Source organism: Citrobacter sp. VF227 (assembly GCF_052950715.1).
In genome coordinates this window covers 648,752-668,031 of sequence record NZ_JBRFVF010000001.1, presented here as the reverse complement: position 1 = coordinate 668,031, position 19,280 = coordinate 648,752, and the positions used below count along the sequence as shown (strand labels likewise).

General features: G+C 47.1%; 17 protein-coding genes. 13 read left to right on the top strand and 4 right to left on the bottom strand.

Annotated elements, in window-relative coordinates; translation table 11 throughout:
- The first annotated feature begins 2 nt into the window (after positions 1-2).
- The 7 genes from ACU8YC_RS03305 (at position 3) to fucO (ending at position 8,093) form a co-directional block, all read left to right on the top strand.
- The gene (locus ACU8YC_RS03305) at positions 3-998 is read left to right on the top strand and encodes a LacI family DNA-binding transcriptional regulator (protein WP_210905177.1); all 996 of its coding nucleotides are present in this window, start codon (positions 3-5) and stop codon (positions 996-998) included.
- Between the two features lie 516 nt (positions 999-1,514).
- A complete protein-coding gene (locus tag ACU8YC_RS03300; protein ID WP_446895002.1) occupies positions 1,515-2,369 on the top strand; it encodes an amidohydrolase family protein in 855 nt (284 codons plus the stop codon).
- Between the two features lie 13 nt (positions 2,370-2,382).
- Positions 2,383-3,759, top strand: a complete 1,377-nt coding sequence (locus ACU8YC_RS03295; protein ID WP_151219419.1) for a PTS transporter subunit IIC — start codon at positions 2,383-2,385, stop codon at positions 3,757-3,759.
- Between the two features lie 32 nt (positions 3,760-3,791).
- Entirely contained in the window at positions 3,792-4,787 is a 996-nt protein-coding gene (locus tag ACU8YC_RS03290) for an aldo/keto reductase (protein WP_151219418.1), read from the top strand.
- A gap of 48 nt (positions 4,788-4,835) precedes the next feature.
- Positions 4,836-5,936 carry a mandelate racemase/muconate lactonizing enzyme family protein gene (locus ACU8YC_RS03285; protein ID WP_151225538.1) on the top strand — a complete coding sequence of 367 codons (1,101 nt, stop codon included), beginning with the start codon at positions 4,836-4,838 and terminating at the stop codon, positions 5,934-5,936.
- 29 nt (positions 5,937-5,965) lie between these two features.
- Positions 5,966-6,862 carry a dihydrodipicolinate synthase family protein gene (locus tag ACU8YC_RS03280; protein ID WP_252837651.1) on the top strand — a complete coding sequence of 299 codons (897 nt, stop codon included), beginning with the start codon at positions 5,966-5,968 and terminating at the stop codon, positions 6,860-6,862.
- A 79-nt stretch (positions 6,863-6,941) separates the two neighbouring features.
- Positions 6,942-8,093 (top strand): lactaldehyde reductase, encoded by a 1,152-nt coding sequence (gene fucO, locus ACU8YC_RS03275; protein WP_151219415.1) that lies wholly within the window; start codon positions 6,942-6,944, stop codon positions 8,091-8,093.
- Positions 8,094-8,145: 52 nt separating this feature from the next.
- Here the strand turns inward: fucO and ACU8YC_RS03270 are convergent, their stop codons facing one another.
- Positions 8,146-8,802, bottom strand: coding sequence for a GntR family transcriptional regulator (locus ACU8YC_RS03270; RefSeq protein ID WP_151219414.1), 657 nt, complete (start codon positions 8,800-8,802; stop codon positions 8,146-8,148).
- Between the two features lie 546 nt (positions 8,803-9,348).
- Here ACU8YC_RS03270 and ACU8YC_RS03265 point away from each other — a divergent pair.
- The 4 genes from ACU8YC_RS03265 to ACU8YC_RS03250 are packed head-to-tail and all read left to right on the top strand — an operon-like array spanning position 9,349 to position 13,286.
- Positions 9,349-10,269 carry a helix-turn-helix transcriptional regulator gene (locus ACU8YC_RS03265; RefSeq protein ID WP_151219413.1) on the top strand — a complete coding sequence of 307 codons (921 nt, stop codon included), beginning with the start codon at positions 9,349-9,351 and terminating at the stop codon, positions 10,267-10,269.
- A gap of 38 nt (positions 10,270-10,307) precedes the next feature.
- Positions 10,308-11,405: a chemotaxis protein gene (locus tag ACU8YC_RS03260; RefSeq protein WP_151219412.1), complete on the top strand. Its 1,098-nt coding sequence runs from the start codon at positions 10,308-10,310 to the stop codon at positions 11,403-11,405.
- A 46-nt stretch (positions 11,406-11,451) separates the two neighbouring features.
- Positions 11,452-13,023: a cobalamin adenosyltransferase gene (locus tag ACU8YC_RS03255; protein ID WP_252837650.1), complete on the top strand. Its 1,572-nt coding sequence runs from the start codon at positions 11,452-11,454 to the stop codon at positions 13,021-13,023.
- Entirely contained in the window at positions 13,020-13,286 is a 267-nt protein-coding gene (locus tag ACU8YC_RS03250; RefSeq protein ID WP_003020821.1) for a YkgJ family cysteine cluster protein, read from the top strand. Before ACU8YC_RS03255 ends, ACU8YC_RS03250 begins: the two co-directional genes overlap by 4 nt.
- A gap of 172 nt (positions 13,287-13,458) precedes the next feature.
- On the opposite strand, the gene ychF is transcribed toward ACU8YC_RS03250, so the two are convergent.
- Together ychF and pth are read right to left on the bottom strand one after the other, a co-directional pair.
- Positions 13,459-14,553, bottom strand: a complete 1,095-nt coding sequence (gene ychF, locus ACU8YC_RS03245) for a redox-regulated ATPase YchF (protein ID WP_016153303.1) — start codon at positions 14,551-14,553, stop codon at positions 13,459-13,461.
- A gap of 115 nt (positions 14,554-14,668) precedes the next feature.
- Positions 14,669-15,253, bottom strand: a complete 585-nt coding sequence (gene pth / locus ACU8YC_RS03240) for an aminoacyl-tRNA hydrolase (protein WP_016153302.1) — start codon at positions 15,251-15,253, stop codon at positions 14,669-14,671.
- A gap of 275 nt (positions 15,254-15,528) precedes the next feature.
- On the opposite strand from pth, the gene ychH reads away from it, so the two are divergent.
- Positions 15,529-15,810, top strand: a complete 282-nt coding sequence (gene ychH, locus ACU8YC_RS03235) for a stress-induced protein YchH (protein ID WP_003020810.1) — start codon at positions 15,529-15,531, stop codon at positions 15,808-15,810.
- Between the two features lie 113 nt (positions 15,811-15,923).
- On the opposite strand, the gene lysC is transcribed toward ychH, so the two are convergent.
- Positions 15,924-17,285 carry a lysine-sensitive aspartokinase 3 gene (gene lysC / locus ACU8YC_RS03230; protein ID WP_187259577.1) on the bottom strand — a complete coding sequence of 454 codons (1,362 nt, stop codon included), beginning with the start codon at positions 17,283-17,285 and terminating at the stop codon, positions 15,924-15,926.
- Positions 17,286-17,893: 608 nt separating this feature from the next.
- Here lysC and ACU8YC_RS03225 point away from each other — a divergent pair.
- Entirely contained in the window at positions 17,894-19,279 is a 1,386-nt protein-coding gene (locus ACU8YC_RS03225) for a diaminobutyrate--2-oxoglutarate transaminase (RefSeq protein WP_370620159.1), read from the top strand.
- Position 19,280 lies beyond the last annotated feature (1 nt).

The window sequence follows — 19,280 nt, the reverse complement described above, 5'->3', positions numbered from 1 at the left end:
GTATGGCATCTTTAAAGGATGTGGCGCAACGGGCTAACGTCTCGTTAATGACCGTATCACGAGCGATTAACGAGCCCGAGAGACTGCGGCCAGAAACCTATAAAAAGGTGATGGAAGCGGTAGATGCGCTGGGGTATGTCTCCGATCTCTCCGCGAAAAAAATTCGTGGCGCGAAAACCACGGCTAACACTATCGGGGTGTTAGCGCTGGACACCATGACCACGCCATTTTCCGTGGAGATAACGCTCTCTATCGAAGAGACCGCGCGGGCGCACGGTTGGAATAGCTTTGTGGTGAATATGTTCAGCAATGACCAGCCAGAGAAAATGGTGGATCTGCTGCTGGCGCATCGCCCTGACGGCATTATCTATACCGCGATGGGGTTGCGTCAGGTTCCGGTACCGGAAAAGCTGCATAAGTATCGCTGCGTGCTGGCAAACTGCGAAAGCATCAGTGGTCCTTTTCCCACCTATATTCCTGATGATGAGCAAGGGCAATACCTTGGCGTGAAGGCGCTATTAGCCGCAGGCTATCGTCGGCTGCTGTGCATCCACCTGCCGAAAGGGATTGTGGCGACCGATCGCCGCCGGGCGGGAATGGAGCGCGCCTGTCGTGAGGTGGGGGTTGACCCTGATGCCATGCTCCACCATTATCTCCCACCCGGCGAAAGCCACCATATTGATGCAGCGGAGATTGTCGGCCGCTATATCCATGGCGCGCGACCGATATTTGATGCTGTGGTTTGCGGGAATGACCGCGTGGCTTTTGTTATCTACCAGGTATTGCTGGGCCGTGGGCTGCGCATTCCGCAGGACGTCGCTGTGCTGGGCTATGACAATATGGTGGGCACCGGTGAGTTGTTTTTACCGCCGCTGTCGACGATACAGTTGCCGCATTATGAAATTGGCCGTCTCAGTGCACTGCATCTTATCCAGGGACTCGATCACCGGGATACTGTGCGAGTCGACAGCCCCTGGCTTCCCCGGTCGTCAATATGATTAGCTTAACTGCTTCGTTTCAATAACCGGAGGGATGTGTGCATTCTGTTGAGGGTATCGCTAATTTGCTGGTGGATGTTATAAAACTGAAACTTGGGGGTACTGTTTAGTCACTGTTGAGCGCGCAAGGCTCAAAGTTGGGTCGTATATTAAACTCTCGCCGTAATTTAGGGGTTTCAATAAAATAACCATTATTTATTAATGTTAACGTATCAATATATTGTAACTTACGAAACGTTTACATTTTTTTCCGTTCTTACCCATCCATCGCTCTTCTTTGCTTCTGTAACTTCAGTGGGACGTACAAGCGTCCACCACATTAACCACATGCAATAGTTCATCTTAGTGACATTGGATTTTACGGCGGTTATAGGCATTTACGTCCCCCTTTTTTAGCCTACAGATAAACCGTGAAAATTGTGATCCCGTACTCAGATAGTGCATTCCGTGGTTGCCTTTTAATCACAGACTTTTATTGTATTCTCATTGTATACAATAAAAATACAGAGAGTGAGTATGAGAGTGATTGATACCCATAACCATGTTTGGCAGTGCCGGGGGGAACATTTTTCCTGGATTACAGACGACCTGGCGGCAATTCGACGTGATTTTCTTATTGACGATTTGCAGGCGGTATTGGCTGAAAACAGTATCGAAGGCGCCATTTTAGTACAAGCCATCCCTTCAATTGAGGAGACCGAATGGCTGCTGGATATAGCTGAGCACCACGATGAAGTCAAAGGTGTTGTTGGATGGGTGGATATAAACCACGGGACTGAGATCGTAGAGGATTTGCAGAGACTGCTGAGAAAATCCCGCTATCTGAAAGGGATCCGCTATATGTCTCAAGGCTTGCCTGAGAGTCATTTAGTGACCCCGCAATTTATTCAGGGGGTTCGCAGTGTTGGGGAGCAAGGGTTGGTGTATGAAATGTTGGTTACGCACCAACAGCTTGAGGCGGCAAATCAGCTAATTTCTGCTTGTCCAGAGGTGACCTTTGTTATCGAACATGCGGCAAAACCCGCAGTTCGCGACAGGGAAATTATCCGCTGGCGTGAACAGTTAATGTTGATTGGTGAGGCTTACAGCAATGTTTTTTGCAAACTATCAGGCCTGGTCACGGAAGCAGATTACGCCCGCTGGACGGGACCTGAGCAGGCGAGCCAGGAGCTTGAACCTTATTTTAGCTCGGTTTTTGCCGCATTTGGCCATGAGCGAGTGATGTATGGATCCGACTGGCCAGTTTCTCTACTGGCATTACCGTACGCCGGCACTTTAGGGCTTTACCAGAACTACCTGCAATCTCACCAGGCTCTTTCCAGCGATAACTTCTTTTATCGCGTGGCAGAGAAGGTTTACTCATTAAAGTAACAGGGGGGCACTTATGGAAGTCGTTCAATATATTCTCGGATTTGGCCCGGCAGTGGTCATTCCAATGATTATGTTTTTATTTGCCGTGCTTTTTGGCGCGAAACTTGCCGACGCGGCGAAAAATGCAATGACGGTAGGTATTGGTTTTCTCGGTCTTTCGTTGCTGATTGGTTTTATGGTGACATCACTCAGCAGTTCGACAGAAGCGATGGTAAAAAACCTCAATCTTCATTATGAAGTGTTGGATCTGGGGTGGCCGCTAATTAGCGCCTTCAGTCTGGCTGCACTCTCTCTACCGATAGTTTATACGTTATGTTTTGTCACTAATTTGTTGATGATTTCAACCAACACCACTAAAACCCTTAACGTTGATTTTTGGAATTATTGGCACTTTGTATTTGCCGGAATCATTGTTGAACAGGTGACGGGTTCATTTTGGATGGGGATTTTCGCCAGTTGGATCACATTTATTATTACGCTAAAAATCGCCGATTACATTGCCCCACATGTGCAGAAATTCTGTGACACGCCGAACGTGACTATTACTCAGGCGGAGATCGTCGCCTGGGCTCCGTTGGCATTTTTAATGGATCGTGTAATTGATCGTATTCCGTTGATTAACAAAATTGACCTTAATCTCAGCAAAATTGAAGCCAAACTAGGTTTTTTTGGTAGCCCGTTAGCCATGGGAGCCATTCTGGGGGTAATTATCGGTATGCTTGGTGCGCTACCGTTCAGCGATATTATTAAGAGTGGGATGAATTTTGCGGCGGTAATGGTGTTATTGCCGACGATGGCGGGGGTACTGGTCAGTGGTCTGGTACCAATTACTGAAATTGCCTCTGAATGGGTAAAGAAACGTTTTCCAACAAAGTCACTTTATTTTGGTATTAGTGGTGAAATTGCTTTTAAAAATCCTGCGGTATTGTCTGTAGGTATTTTGATGGTACCACTCACTATCCTGATTAGTACTATTTTGCCTTTTAATACCATGATGCCATTCGCCGATATTCCTTATCTGCCGATATTTGTCGTCTTTGGCACGGTTGCATGCAACGGAAACATGTTCCGTGGATTAATTAATGGCATTGTCATCGTGTGTGGGATCCTATGGTTTGGTTCGGATCTCGCTGTTGTGTCGCAGGCTTTGGCCGAAAAGGCGCAATTGAATGTGCCAAAAGAGATGATGGCCTCATCAATCGATGGCGGCTCACACGCTATATCCTATATTTTCTACAAAATGTTCGAATTGTTAAAAGGAATGAATCCTGCACTCTTGTGTATTTTTTCTATCGTAGCGACCGGGATTATTATTTATGTGCTGAAGTTGATTTTCAATATTAATAATAAATCAATTACAGCACCCTCATTAACTGCAAAAAAAAGTTGACTAAGAATACTGATAAACATCAGGGGAATATTATGATTACTCAGAATACAATTAAAAGTGTAGGGCTTAGTGTACCTTCTTTAACCTTCGGTGCAGCCAGCTTGGCTAATTTATTCAGAACGCTGAGCAATAACGAAGCCATGGACATTGTTGATAAGGCCATTCAGGTTGGCTGGCGCTACTTTGATACTGCACCACATTATGGCAGCGGACTTTCTGAACTGCGTTTAGGTCTGGGATTACGGGGACTGGATCGTAGCGAATATGTTTTGTCCACCAAGGTTGGTCGTCTGCTGCAATCGCGGAAACAAGAGCCTGGTCTTGAGGCGGGGGAGTTCTTCTATGATGAGAACCCGTTTAACCGACTGGCTGATTACTCCTATGAGGGCATCATGCGCTCATACGAAAACTCTATCCAGCGCCTGGGAACCCGTTTTATCGACATTCTCTATGTACACGATCTCGGTACCTATACCTACGGCAATACGGAACTGGAACGTCAACATTTTAGAACCTTCTGTGAGTCAGGGCAGAAAGCACTAGAAGAGCTTAAGCGCAATGGCGATATCAAAGCCTGGGGCGCAGGTGCGAATGAAGAGGCAATCCTTATGGAGGTGATGGATAACGCTGCCCCGGATATCTTAATGCTCGCCAACCGCTACAACCTGCTGGAAACAGACCGCCAGGCGTTCTTTGCTAAATGTGAAAGCAACAATGTTTCGGTGGCTGTTGCTGCACCTTTCGCTACCGGAGTTTTAGTCGCCAAAGATAAATCTAAGGCGTTGTATGAATACGGTTCAGCGCCAGCGCAGGTTATTGAAAAAGTAAATGCGATAGAAGCGCTATGTGCAAAATATGCCGTGCCGATTGGTGCCGCGGCGCTGCAATTCCCATTAAGAAACCAAAATGTGGTCACTGTAACCTGCGGCATTCAATCCGTGGAGCAGGCGTTGACTAATTTTACATGGGCTAACTGGGATATTCCGCAGGGATTGTGGGATGAACTGGTCAGTATTGGTATTCAGTAAGCATCATTTGTAACTTTGCGAAAAAAATAAACAGATATTGAGGATGTAATGAAAATAGTTAAAGCCGAAATCTTTATGGTTGATTTGAAACCTAAAGTGAAACGTGTCGATGCGATTCAGTCTTTTGTATCACAAGAGACGCCGATTATTCGTTTAACAACATCGAGTGGAGAAATAGGTGAAGGTTACACCTACACCATTGGCACTGGAGGCTCATCTGTGGTTGCGCTGTTACGAGATCATCTGTTACCGAAATTGATTGGTCAGGATGCGACGATGATTGAGGGCATCTGGGAATCATTGCTATTCTCAACTCATGCGACCTCGGTTGGCGCCATTACGTCTCTGGCACTGGCAGCCATTGATACCGCATTATGGGATTTGAAGTGTAAGCGCATGAATTTGCCGTTGTATAAAGTCGCAGGTGGCGCGAAATCGCGCATGAAATTATACACCACCGAGGGGGGCTGGCTGCATTTAAGCACTCAGGAATTAGTTGATGATGCGCTAGCCGTTAAGGCGCAGGGATTCTGCGGTTCTAAAATCAAAATTGGTTCTGAAAGTCCGGTGCGTGATATCGAGCGCTTGACTGCTGTACGTGAAGCGGTGGGTGATGAGTATGTGATCATGACTGATTGCAACCAGGCGTTTAAATTCTCGGAAGCCAAACAGCGAGCAACGTTGTTGGAACATATTAATCTTTCATGGATTGAAGAGCCGTTTCTTGCGCATGATGTTGATTCTCACCAGAAATTGTGTGAGTCAACCTCTATTCCTGTTGCTGTGGGTGAGTCCATTTATTCCATCCAGCACTTCAAAGAGTATTTACAGAATAATGCCGCAGATATTATTCAAGTTGATGTGGCTCGTATTGGTGGTATTACACCATGGCTTAAAGTTGCACATATGGCGGAATGCTTTAACAAAATTGTCTGTCCGCATTTCTTGATGGAATTGCATATATCATTATGTTGCGCCATTACTAATAGCCGTTGGTTGGAATATATCCCACAACTCGATAGTGTTACTCTGAATAAGGTGAACATTCGCGAGGGATATGCTTTTCCACCAGAGGAACCTGGTTTGGGTATTCAGTGGGACTGGCAGAAAATACAGGCTGATACTGTTGTTTACCATGTCATTGAATAAAACAATTTTTATTTTCTCAGGAATATATTATGTCTGAAAATCATGCTCAATTTCACGGTGCATGGTGCCCATCAATTACGCCTTTTGATCAACAAGGAAATATTGATTTATCGGCACTGCAACAGCATTTGCGACGATTGAAAGAGGCAGGGACTCGTGTCGTATTGCTAATGGGAAGTATTGGGGAGTTCACTGCATTAACGCTGGATGAACGACTGATGCTTATCCGTGAGACACGGAAAATGTCATCGCTGCCGCTGGTGGCAAATATCTCAGCTACCTGTATGGCGGATATGATACGTCTGGCAGAAGAGGCCTCGCATTGCGAGTATCAGGCAGTGATGATTCTACCTCACTACTATTTTCAACAAACGCCGGCCCAACTATTGGCATACTACCGCGATCTGGGGCAACGCCTGAATGGAAAATGGTTCGCATACAACTTTCCTGCCCGAACTGGATGCGATCTGGACGCGTTACTGGTGGCGCAATTAGCGGCAGAATTTCCCAATTTTGTGGGTGTTAAAGATACTGTTGATTGCCTCTCTCATACTCGCGCCATCATTCAGTCAGTCGCGTCCGTTAGAGACGATTTTGTTGTTCTGTCCGGTTATGATGAATATCTCATCCCAAATCTACTCGCGGGTGGCGCGGGAGTTATTTCAGGATTAAATAATATTTGTCCCGAACTTTTTGTGCGGGCAATTAAAGCCTGGGATGAAAATGATCTTACCCAGCTTACTGGTATACAGCGTGAGATAAGCCGACTTTCTGCTATTTATAATATTGGTAATGATTTTGTTACCACAATTAAAACCGCGGTGGCTCATAAGTTTCAGTATTCTGGAGGGGGGTCAAGAAGCTTTGCGGGGAAATTAACCTGTCAGGAATCGCAACAGATCGACATAATGTTCAGTATCAAATAATCAAAAATCAATAACGGCATTCATTATGCTACGGCAATACAGTATTGCTGTTATACATCTCTGTTATAAGGTATAGAATATGTCTTATAGAATGATATTAAATGAAACCTCATATTTTGGCGTGGGTTCAATTAACGCTATCGTTGATGAAGTTAAAAAGCGAGGCTTTAAAAAAGCGCTGGTAGTTACTGACCACGATCTTATCCAGTTTAATGTGGCGACTAAGGTCCTTGATATTCTTGATAGCGCAGGGTTGCCTTACCAAATTTTTGATAAGGTCATACCTAACCCTACGATTGACATCGTGCAGCAAGGTGTTGAAGCATTTCGTCAGGCGGGCGCGGATTACCTGGTCGCCATTGGTGGTGGTTCACCGCAGGATACGTGCAAAGCGGTAGGGATAATTATTAGCAACCCTGAGTTTGCCGATGTCCGCAGCCTCGAAGGTGGGGCTGACACTCAAAATGCCGCCGTACCGATGATTGCCATTCCAACGACCGCGGGTACGGCAGCAGAGGTGACTATTAACTATGTAATTACCGATGTAGAGAACCGCCGTAAGTTCGTTTGCTACGATCCTCATGCTATTCCGGTCGTTGCTATTATTGATGCTGACATGATGGCCAGCATGCCGCCCAGTTTAAAGGCGGCAACCGGGGTTGACGCATTGACTCATGCAATTGAAGGTTATATTACGAAAGGGGCATGGGAATTAACCGATACGCTTCATTTAAAGGCAATTGAGATGATAGGGCGTTCGCTACGCGGTTCGATACAGGGAATAGACCAGGACGCTGAAGGCATGGCGGTGGGGCAGTATATTGCCGGGATGGGTTTCTCTAATGTCGGGTTGGGTCTGGTACATGGTATGGCCCATCCTCTGGGGGCATTCTATGGTACACCGCATGGCGTTGCCAATGCGGTGCTACTGCCGCATATCATGGCTTACAATGCTGAGTTTACAGGAGACAAATATCGCCAGATTGCGCAGGCTCTGGGCAATACTCAGGCCATGGTGATGCCGATCGAAGAGGCGCGTCAGGCGGCCGTTGAAGCCGTGGAACAACTTAACCGAGACGTTAATATTCCTGTCCGACTGCGTGATATCGGCATGAAATATGAAGATATCGATGCATTGGCCGTTGCGGCAATGGCGGACATCTGTACCGGTGGAAATCCTCGAGATACCTGTATTGAAGAGATTAAAGTGTTGTACCGACAGCTCTACTAATTTTTAATTTTCCAAATGACCGGTAGAAATACCGGTCATTTTATATGTATGCCTATTTAAAGCTGGAGAACAGACGGTTGTATGAGTTGTTGACGTGGTGGGCAATGGCTTCACGGGTTTGTTCTATATCACGGGAAATAATACCGGCGCAAATTTTCAAATGTTCTTTGGATGAATCAATTATTGAATCATTTTTCATTTTGTCTGAACGCAGCATGCGTAACCGGTCATACATGAAGGTCAGTGTTTTAGTCACGATAGCGTTGTGGCAATCGGATAGCATTTGTTCATGTAGTTCGTTATCAGCTTCGAGTAATAAAGACACATTCGAATCATGAAAACCGACTTCAATTTTATCTTTAATTGTCTGGTAGCGTTGCGGATCCTGGTTCTCCCATGACAAATTCAATACCATAATTTCAATGTCTTTTCGGATCTGAAAAATATCGCGTATTTCACTGAGTGTAATGGGCTTAATGGTTTTCGTTTTGTTTTTGGAAGGCTCAATCCAGCCTTCCGTCATCAGACGAAACAAAGCCTCACGCAACGGCGTTCGACTGACATTAAGTTCCTGACATAGCTCATTTTCTGAGATAGCCCCTACCAACTCATTTGCGATGATTTTGGCCTTCAATTGATGATATGTTTTTTCGCTGATGTTCATAGTCTGGCTTTGATGGGGGTCATAATCATGTTTAATGAGATACAAATTAGCCCCTTGTCACTATGAAATCAATGGGTAAGCCTGGTTCTACAACGAATTAGCTTGTGTTTCAACGCCTCAATCAGCAGCACTAACAGCTGCAACCGCGTAAACAGATGGGGAGTTGTTGAAGTGTAAAACCCCCCATTTAGCTCTTCTGCTGCCAGCGCATCCACATCCTTCTGCGGATGATGTTTTTTTACTCAGCGTGAAGAAGCCAAATACCGGCGTTCATATCACGGTGCTGGCCATCATTAAGAAATTCTCCTGACAATCCACCTTTGCAAACTCAACGTTGAATTTGGCTTAGTGGAAGAGATAGCCGTTAGCCAGTTTGTTGAGGATGTATGCAGGCGGTCTTTCTGCTGTCATACCTCTGGCATTTACTCTTGATGAGGAGAGCTTTTTGCCCCTAAAAATTGCCTAATGTGACTAACGGTTAAATAAATTGCCGATTTCTCTAAAAAAAATGATTAGCGTGCCGATACACTGACAGGATATGTCAGTATTTTATATATAATTTGTGTAAGGAAAACAGAAAAGTAGGTGCTTATGGCTGATTCAGCAAGGAGTTGCTCAGCAGAACGTTTAGTCGATATCCTAATAGAGCTACAAACTTGTGGCGTTGTGAATCGCTATCAGTTGATGAAAAAATTTAATATCACTGAACGAACGGTCTATCGTGATCTTAATATGCTTTCCTCTTTTATTGAGGGGAGTGGTGGCGGAGAGTATCGATTGATACCGGTTCGAGCGCAGAATAATAGCGCCTATGCCCTTCATGGCCCACTGGCAAAGCTGCTGGACGCCGATGCGGTTTTTCCTGAGAGAGATGAAGATTTTTGGCTTAACTTAGAAAAAAGAGCTGAAGAACAGCACGTTAGAGTTCAGTTTGGTCGCCCTGAACATTCAGTCAGAAATGATTTGCGAAAGTATTTTAACTTATTAGAAAAAGCGATTCAGAAAAACAGAGTCTGTCATATTTTATATAAAGACAAAACGCGCACTGTTCACCCTTATAAATTAGTTAACCAGAAAAATATTTGGTATCTGCAGGCGACTGAGGACGGAAAACTTAAGTCTTTTTCGTTAAGTAAAATTCGGTGGTTGGATATCCGGAAAGAGCATTTTGCGGTTGATATACCCACACTGTCATTAATTGACGAGCATCGCGATCCCTGGGTGAGTGAAGATACGTTTGAAGTGCGGGTGCGTATTAAACACAGCATTGCTGGCTACTTCGCAAGACGAGATTTACTGCCTCAGCAAGAATTGGTTCGCGAAGAGAATGATGGCGTGACTTTGCTTTGCAAGGCAGCACATCAGAATCAAATTATTCCACTAATTCTATTCTGGTTACCAAATATAGAAATTCTGGAACCAGAATGGTTGAAAAAAACGGTCATCAATATACTGCATAACTACATCACTGGCGATCGCGACCCCGTTCCTGTTCTGGAATGTGATGCGTAGCAGGTAACAACGATTTATTGCAAAGGAGATTATTATCTATGGCATTACCATTCATTATTCTGGGCGTCGCGGCAGCGGCAACGGCGTTTGGCGGCAAAAAAGCTTATGATGGCTATCAGAAAAAATCGGAAGCTGATGATGTATTAGATCGCGCGCAACGTCGCTTTGATAAGCATAAAGAGAGTTTTGATCAGGCAAATGAAACAACGTCGAAAAAACTGGCCGAACTGGGTGAAAAAGAGCTGAAAATCGGTAAAGATTTCAATGAATTTAAAACGATTGCCGACGATCTGTTGGCGCGTATGGCTAAGGATGGGCATAAAGATCTTCGTCTGAAGGTACCGCAGCACAATATCAATAAAATTCAAAGTCTGGCGATTTCCGCCACGGAATACTTGACGACAGTCGTCGGTGCCGGGGTTTCTGGTGCTGCCGCTGGTTTTGCCGTGTACAGCGGTGTTATGGCGTTTGCCGCAGCTTCTACCGGTACGCCGATCGCCGCCCTGTCTGGTGCGGCGGCGTATAACGCCACAATGGCGGCTATTGGTGGTGGTTCCCTGGCCGCAGGTGGGTGGGGGATGGCGGGCGGCGCGATGGTGCTCGGCGGTGCGGTAGTGGCTCCGCTGATTGCTATTGCGGGCTGGGCTTACGATAGCCATGCCGAAAAAGCACTTAACAATGCTTATCAAAGCTCTCGTGAAGTGACCGCGGCGGTGGAAAAAATGAATGCGGCTGAAGCGCATCTGACGAAGGTGCAGCGGTATGTAAATAGTATTTATGAATCAATTACCCGTATGCATAGCGTCTTTGTTCAACACTACTTTGAACCGCTGAAAGCAATGCATGCCATCATTGTTGAACGTCATGAGAAGAATATCACCACCGAAATTAGTGAGTCGGAAGAGATCATGGCGATTATCGACCATGGTTATGAATTAGCCGCCATCATGACCGACGTGATCACCACGCCGCTGTTCAAGCCGGTGACGCAGGAAAACGGAGAAGCCGTTATCGAAGATGGGGTGATCCAACTGCAGACCGACAGCAACGGTATGAACCTGCTGAACAAAGAGATTCTGGACGAAAAACTGTCGGCTTCTGCTTCTGAGTTTGACGCATTTTCTTCTCGTATTTAATCGACCTGCCGGGCGATTCTGCCCGGCATTGCTATGGGTGAGCACAATGAACACAGCCAGGTTTGACTGGGGTGAAGAGTTACATCAGACGGTGGTCAAGAGTCTGACCACCTCTTTTGGGTTGGATTTTCTCTTGCTGGAGGATAAACACGGCGGCGATGTGAATACCATCCATAACGCTCGCGAGGGAGTGTATGCTACCGATGCCGAGCGTCAACGATACGAGCAACGTGAAGGGTATGATTCTCATCATTATCATAGCCACGAAAACTACATTGCCACCAATCGGGCGGGAAAAAAGGCGCACGAAGCTGGTACGTTGACTGATACCTACACCGGTGAGAGATTTGCTGCTAATGATAAAAAGAACCTCGACCATATTATTGCCGCCCATGAAATTCACAACGATCCAGGGCGTATCCTTGCCGAATGCGATGGTGCCGATCTGGCTAATGATTCATCAAATCTGACCTTCACGAATGAGTCGCTGAATAAGGCGAAGAAGGCGAAAACGATGGATGCCTTCGTGCAAACGCTACAAGAACAGTATGCTGCGACTACGCAGGAAATTGCCCGTTTACGCAGCCAGCTAACGCTTTCCGAGCAAGAGCAAAAAAAACTTAATAAGCTGGAAAATAAAGCCGCCGCCGATTTTGAACGGATGAAAGAGGCCGACAAAAAGGCGCGGGCAAAATACAACAGTACGATCAATCGGGAATATTACACCAGCAGCAAGTTTGCGAAGAATGTCGCCACTGCCACAATGAACAATGCGTTTCGCATGGGAACGCGGCAGATGTTGGGGTTGGTTCTGGCAGAGACCTGGTTTGAGTTCCGCGAGCGTATTCCCGTGATCTTTGAGAAGCATCGTCGTTCATTCGATGCCGGAGACTTCCTGCAAGATGCGGCGGAGGCATTACGCGCAGTCTGGCAGCGAGTGCAGGGTAAATTCAACACTTTCCTGACGTCCTTTAAAGACGGTGCCATCGGTGGCGTGCTCTCCAGCATTACGACGACGCTCTTCAATATCTTCTTTACGACTAAGAAGATGATGGTGCGCCTGATTCGTGAGATGTGGAACAATTTGGTACAGGCCTTTAAAGTTATGGTCTTTAATCCTGAGGGGTTAGCGCCGGGGCAGCTAGCTAAAGCGGTGAGCAAGCTGGTGGCTGCGGGTGTGTCCGTGGCTGCTGGGGTGGTGGTTAATGATGCTTTAGCCAAGATGCTCGTCTTTCCTTTTGGCCCGGAACTGGCCGCTTTCTGCGGTGCGCTGGCGACAGGTATTCTGACGCTGGTAATGAACTACTTCCTGGAACACAGCAAATTGATGAAAAAGGTCTGGGAGTTTCTGGATACGTTTAAAGATAAGTATCAGAAAGCACTAGAGTATTATCAGCAGGTGAATGCTGCACTCGATCGTTATCTACTGGAGCTTTCGGCGTTAGAGTTTGCTATTGATACGTCTGCGTTATCGCGCTTCTCGCTGCATCTTAACGCGGTGAATAGTGAAATTGAGCGCGGTTTGTTGCTGCGTGCAGAGGTTGAGCGCCGTAATATTGCGCTACCCTTTGAAGCAGGGAATACCCGCTCTGTGCGTAGCTGGTTAAGTAAGCTATGACGCTAACACCCGCGTTTCCCTGTAACCAGTGCGGCGCTTGTTGTCGCCACGTCGATCGCGCCAGTGAAACGCAATTTCTAGATCGCGGTGACGGCATTTGTCAGCACTATCAGATGGAGACAAAGTTGTGTGCGATTTATGAAACACGCCCGCTTATTTGCCAGGTAGAGAAGCAGTATCAGCTTAACTATCAACAGCAATATAGCTGGCAGGAGTTCATTACGCTTAATCGTGAAGCGTGTTTAATTCTGGAGAAACTGTAGGGCTATGTGCTTCACGAAGGAGTCAGCCTCAATATGTACTCATTTTTGACAGCGTTGTTACGAGATGAATTGAGACATTGTGAAATGAAAAATCCACGCAATTGCGTGGATTTCATAAGTTTTTTCGGTCCCGACGAGGTTCAATGAAACCTCATGAGACAGCAGGTTCTATTTAGACGTTGAACAGGAAGTTCATTACATCGCCATCTTTAACGATGTAATCTTTACCTTCTGCACGCATCTTGCCGGCTTCTTTCGCACCTTGTTCACCTTTATAGGTGATGAAATCTTCAAACGCGATGGTTTGTGCGCGGATAAAGCCTTTCTCGAAGTCTGTGTGAATTTTACCGGCGGCCTGTGGAGCCGTGGCGCCGACCGGGATGGTCCATGCACGAACCTCTTTCACGCCAGCGGTGAAGTAGGTTTGCAGGTTCAGCAATTCGTAACCTGCGCGGATAACACGGTTCAGGCCTGGTTCTTCCAGACCCATTTCCGCCATGAATTCTTCGCGGTCAGCATCATCGAGTTCAGCAATGTCAGCTTCAACAGCAGCACAAACGGCAACCACAACGGAACCTTCGGCAGCCGCGATTTCGCGTACTTTGTCGAGGTACGGGTTGTTCTCAAAACCGTCTTCGTTGACGTTAGCGATATACATGGTTGGCTTCAGGGTCAGGAAGCTCAGGTATTTGATGGCCGCTTTGTCTTCGTCAGTCAGCGTTTTTAGCGCGCGCAGCATACCGGCGTTTTCCAACTGCGGCAGGCATTTTTCCAGTGCAGCCAATTCTGCTTTAGCGTCTTTGTCACCGCCTTTGGCTTTCTTCTGTACGCGATGGATAGCGCGCTCACAGGTATCCAGATCAGACAACGCCAGTTCGGTATTGATAACCTCAATGTCGTCAGCCGGATCCACTTTGTTATTAACGTGGATGATGTTGTCGTTTTCAAAGCAGCGAACAACGTGGCCGATCGCTTCGGTTTCACGGATGTTAGTCAGGAACTGGTTTCCCAGACCTTCGCCTTTAGACGCGCCTTTTACCAGACCGGCAATGTCGACGAATTCCATCGTTGTTGGCAGAATACGCTGCGGTTTGACGATTTCGGCCAGCTGATCCAGACGCGGATCGGGCATCGGGACAACACCGGTGTTCGGCTCGATAGTACAGAACGGGAAGTTTGCCGCTTCAATACCCGCTTTTGTGAGCGCGTTGAACAGGGTGGATTTGCCTACGTTTGGCAAACCGACGATACCGCATTTGAATCCCATGTTTAAATCACCTTAATCTTTTGATATTCAACCTGTTATAGAAAACAGATTGTAGAAAAGTAAATAACTCTGCCCATTATACACAGCACGCGAGAAAAATGCCGCACATCGCTGCTTATTGCGCTTTAAAGGTGTGCAACCGACTCGTTGCTTTGGTCAGGCCATCTTTGAATAGAATCTCGGTACAACGTGCCGCTTCGTCAATCGCTTCATCAATTAACTTCTGTTCTGAAACAGGTGGTTTGCCTAAAACGAACCCGACAACTTTGTTTTTATCACCCGGATGACCAATTCCAACGCGTAATCGGTGAAAGTTAGGGTTATTGCCCAACTTGCTAATAATATCTTTCAGGCCATTATGCCCGCCATGGCCGCCGCCAAGCTTAAATTTGGCAACGCCAGGTGGCAGGTCTAATTCATCGTGCGCGACCAAAATTTCATCGGGATTAATACGATAAAAACTGGCCATTGCACCGACGGCCTTACCGCTAAGATTCATAAATGTGGTCGGTACCAGCAGACGGACATCCTCACCTTCAAGCGTTACTCGGGAGGTGTAGCCGAAGAATTTCGGCTCATCGCGCAGGGGAGCGCGTAATCTCTCTGCCAGTAGATCGACATACCATGCGCCTGCGTTGTGTCGCGTTGCCGCATACTCTGCGCCGGGGTTCGCCAGACCGACAATCAGTTTAATCGTCACGTGTTTTATCCTGAGTGTTTCCATAAACGACGTGTAGTTTACTGTCTGAAGGTGCGCTTGACAAAAAACTGCGTGTTTATCACTAAAAACTGAATAATTGCACGAGTGGACTATTGGAAAATTAGTGTGTTCAGTAGTTTATTTGTAAAGTTTTGTTGCGCGAGTGTTTGTTATTGTGATCGCTGGCGCACTTGCGAATGGAAGTGTTGTCTATACTTTACACATAAGGATTAGGGGTATTTCCTGTAACAACCCAAAAGTTCCGGAGGTGACACATGAAACGCAAAAACGCTTCGCTACTCGGTAACGTGCTCATGGCTTTGGGGTTGGTGGTGATGGTTGTGGGAGTGGGTTATTCAATTTTAAACCAACTGCCGCAATTTAATCTGCCACAGTTTTTCGCACATGGTGCAGTGCTCAGTATTTTTGTTGGCGGTATTCTCTGGTTAGCAGGCGCCAGAGTGGGTGGGCACGAACAAATCAGTGACCGTTACTGGTGGGTACGTCATTATGACAAACGATGCCGTCGTGGTGACACCAATCACCGTCATAACTAAATCGTCCCTCTGTTAAGAGTCCGGCGGTCTGAATGCAAAGCCTTGGTTGTAAAACCAGGGCTCTGCTGGTTTATAAATCTTGCTTGATAGCGCGTTACGGAATAATAGAAGAATTACTCGAATAACCGAGAATGTAATGCTCTAACCGCGCTATCCGCATCGTCAGCGGGTAACAGGATGCACAGGTTGTCATTCGATGCTCCATGGCAAATCATTCGTACCGTATGCTCTTCAAGCCAGGCAAAAACGTCTTTGCAAACCCCCGCAGCCTGAGTCAGTTGATTCCCAACCAAAGTGACGAGTGCCAGTCCGGTTTCTACTTCCACGCGACAGTGGGAGGACAATGCGGTAAATAATGCCGTGGTTAATATATGGTCTTCGCCTGACGTCGCATGAGTGGCATCTAGTGCCAGCGCAATACAATTCTCCGAGGTTGTGACTAAATCTACCGCGACCGTGTGGCGGGCTAAAATGGCAAATACTTGCGCCAGGAAAGCACAGGACGGTTGTGATTCCAGACTGTGTAATCGCAACAGCGTCTGCTTACGGCGCACGGCGAGCGCACGATAACGCGGCGGATTATCGGTGGTGTTATGCACCAGCGTTCCGCCGGCAGCTGCATCCTTACTTGAGCCAACAAAGACCGGAATGCTTTTACGCATCGCCGGAAGCAGTGTTGCCGGATGGAGCACTTTCGCACCATAGGCGGCCATATCGCTGGCCTCGGAGAATGAGATGTGATCAATGCGTTTGGCCCGCGGCGCAATACGCGGATCGGTGGTATATATCCCCGCCACATCGGTCCAAATGTCCACGCGTGCGGCGTGAAGCGCCTCACCGAGAAGCGTCGCCGTGTAATCACTCCCACCGCGTCCAAGCGTAGTAGTGTGTCCGGCGGCATCACGCCCGATAAATCCCTGGGTCACTATGATTGCGTGTTCAAGACGAGGGCGAAGATGGGCCTCGACCTGGTGGTGCAGGGTACTAAGTTCAGGTTCGGCGCAGCCAAAACTCGAGTTGGTACACATCACGCTGCGAGCGTCAAACCACCCAGCTTCGGCATATCGTTCACGTAAAACTTCAGTAAACAACAAAGAGGACATAAGCTCGCCGTGGCTGACCAATTCATCGCTTAGCGCATCGGACGGTGAGACCGTCGCCATTTGCGCAAGGTGGCGTATGTTGTTGAGAAGATTATCGATTTCCGTGCTGATAACGGAGGGCTGCTTCAGGCGGGAAATAATGTTGTATTGAATGGCGCGTAAGGTCTCAAGTTTATCTAATTGCTGATGCGTTTCCAGACCTTCAGAAAGCTCGACCAGTAAGTTTGTGACGCCTGCAGAAGCAGACAGTACGACTAAACGGACATCTTGATCAGCAAGGACAATGCTGGCGCTGCGGTTCATCGCATCAAAATCAGCGACGCTTGTGCCGCCAAATTTGGCAACGACGGATGGTGGATAAATGCGAGTCATAACAATCTCATATCAGGGCGCCATAAAAGTATGGCTAGAAAATTTTCATTCTCGGCATAAGGGAACGATGTTCACCTTACGAAATGTCCGCCCGCGAACATTTCTGCTGACAACCCAGGGAATTCCTGTTGTCGATAACACGTGTCGCCTGTACGCGTTACCGGGTGCTGCGCATTAATTTTATTTACATAGCCTGTAAATAAGCGCGCCATACTAAGTGATTTATATTAAGGGATCGACTTTTTTATTCGATTTATCGGCAAATAAGTGAAAAATCATGTCGTAACAAGAAAGTGCGTACATCATTAATGGTAAAAACGTGTAAAAAAATAATAAAAACATGAAAATCTCATGGTTTTTATAACATCGTATGCGTTGCAATTGGCTACGGCATTGTTAATTAAATAGCTATATTTGTTTAGGATTTAGTAATGGTTGGAGAGGTTTACATATTGAAATTTAAGGGGAAAGTGATTATTTGAGACGTCTAAAAATAAATGATTGAGTCCTAAGCTAAAACAACATATATTAGCCGCGCTTTTTTACAGGTAATCCTTATAACCATTTATTCAATCAGGCGTTAATCTACACCTGGTTGTAGGAGTGATATGATGACGGATAAAGTCCGTATTGATACTTTAAGTGCTAATTCATTACCACAGAGCAATGATACCTTTTTAGCAAGACAGGCTGAGTTTGAATCTAATGTCCGCAGCTATCCACGTAAACTGCCATTGGCGATTGCTAAAGCGCAGGGCGTCTGGATTACCGACGTAGAAAATAATCAATATCTTGATTGCCTGGCAGGTGCCGGAACCCTGGCGCTTGGTCATAATCATCCTGAAGTGCTGCAGAGCATTCAAAGTGTCATCACAAGCGGCTTACCGTTACATACGCTCGATCTTACTACCCCGTTAAAAGATGAATTTTCATCTTATTTACTGTCTTTATTACCGGGCCAGGGCAAAGAATATTGCCTGCAGTTCACCGGACCGTCCGGTGCAGATGCCGTTGAAGCGGCCCTGAAGCTGGCGAAAAAAGTGACTGGTCGTTCCAGCGTGATCAGCTTCTCCGGCGGCTACCACGGGATGACTCACGGCGCGCTGTCTGTGACCGGTAACCTGTCACCGAAAGAAGCCGTCAGCAACATGATGGCGGAAGTGCAGTTCATGCCGTATCCGCATCAATACCGCTGCCCGCTGGGTATCGGCGGCGAGGCTGGCGTTAAAGCATTAACCTATTACTTCGAAAACCTGATCAACGACGTTGAAAGCGGCGTGCGTAAACCGGCTGCCGTGATCCTCGAAGCCGTGCAGGGCGAAGGCGGCGTGAACCCGGCTCCGGTCGAGTGGTTACAGCGTATTCGTAAAGTGACCCAGGAACACGGCATTCTGCTGATCATTGATGAAGTACAGGCTGGTTTCGCGCGTACCGGTAAACTGTTCGCCTTCGAACACGCCGGTATCGAACCAGATATCATCGTGATGTCCAAAGCGGTTGGCGGTGGTCTGCCACTGGCGGTTCTCGGTATTAAAAAACAATTCGATGCATGGGCACCAGGGCACCACACCGGTACTTTCCGCGGCAACCAGTTGGCGATGGCGACCGGCCTGACAACGTTGAAAATCCTCAAAGACGACAAGATTGCCGATAAAGTGGCTGCCCAGGGCGAGTGGCTGAAAGGCAAGCTGGCTGACCTGCAGAAACGCTACCCGGTGATTGGCCATGTACGTGGTCTGGGTCTGATGATTGGTATTGAAATCGTTAAGCCGAAGGAAGCGCAGGATCACATGGGCTGCTACCCGGCCGATGGCGAGCTATCCGCGCTGCTGCAGAAAAAATGCTTCGAAAATGGCCTGATTCTGGAGCGCGGCGGTCGCAACGGTTGCGTGCTGCGTCTGCTGCCGTCACTGCTGATCACCAACGCTGAGCTGGAAATTTTCCTCGATAAATTCGAAAACGCCCTGCTGGGCGCTGGCATTAAGCCGGTTTAAA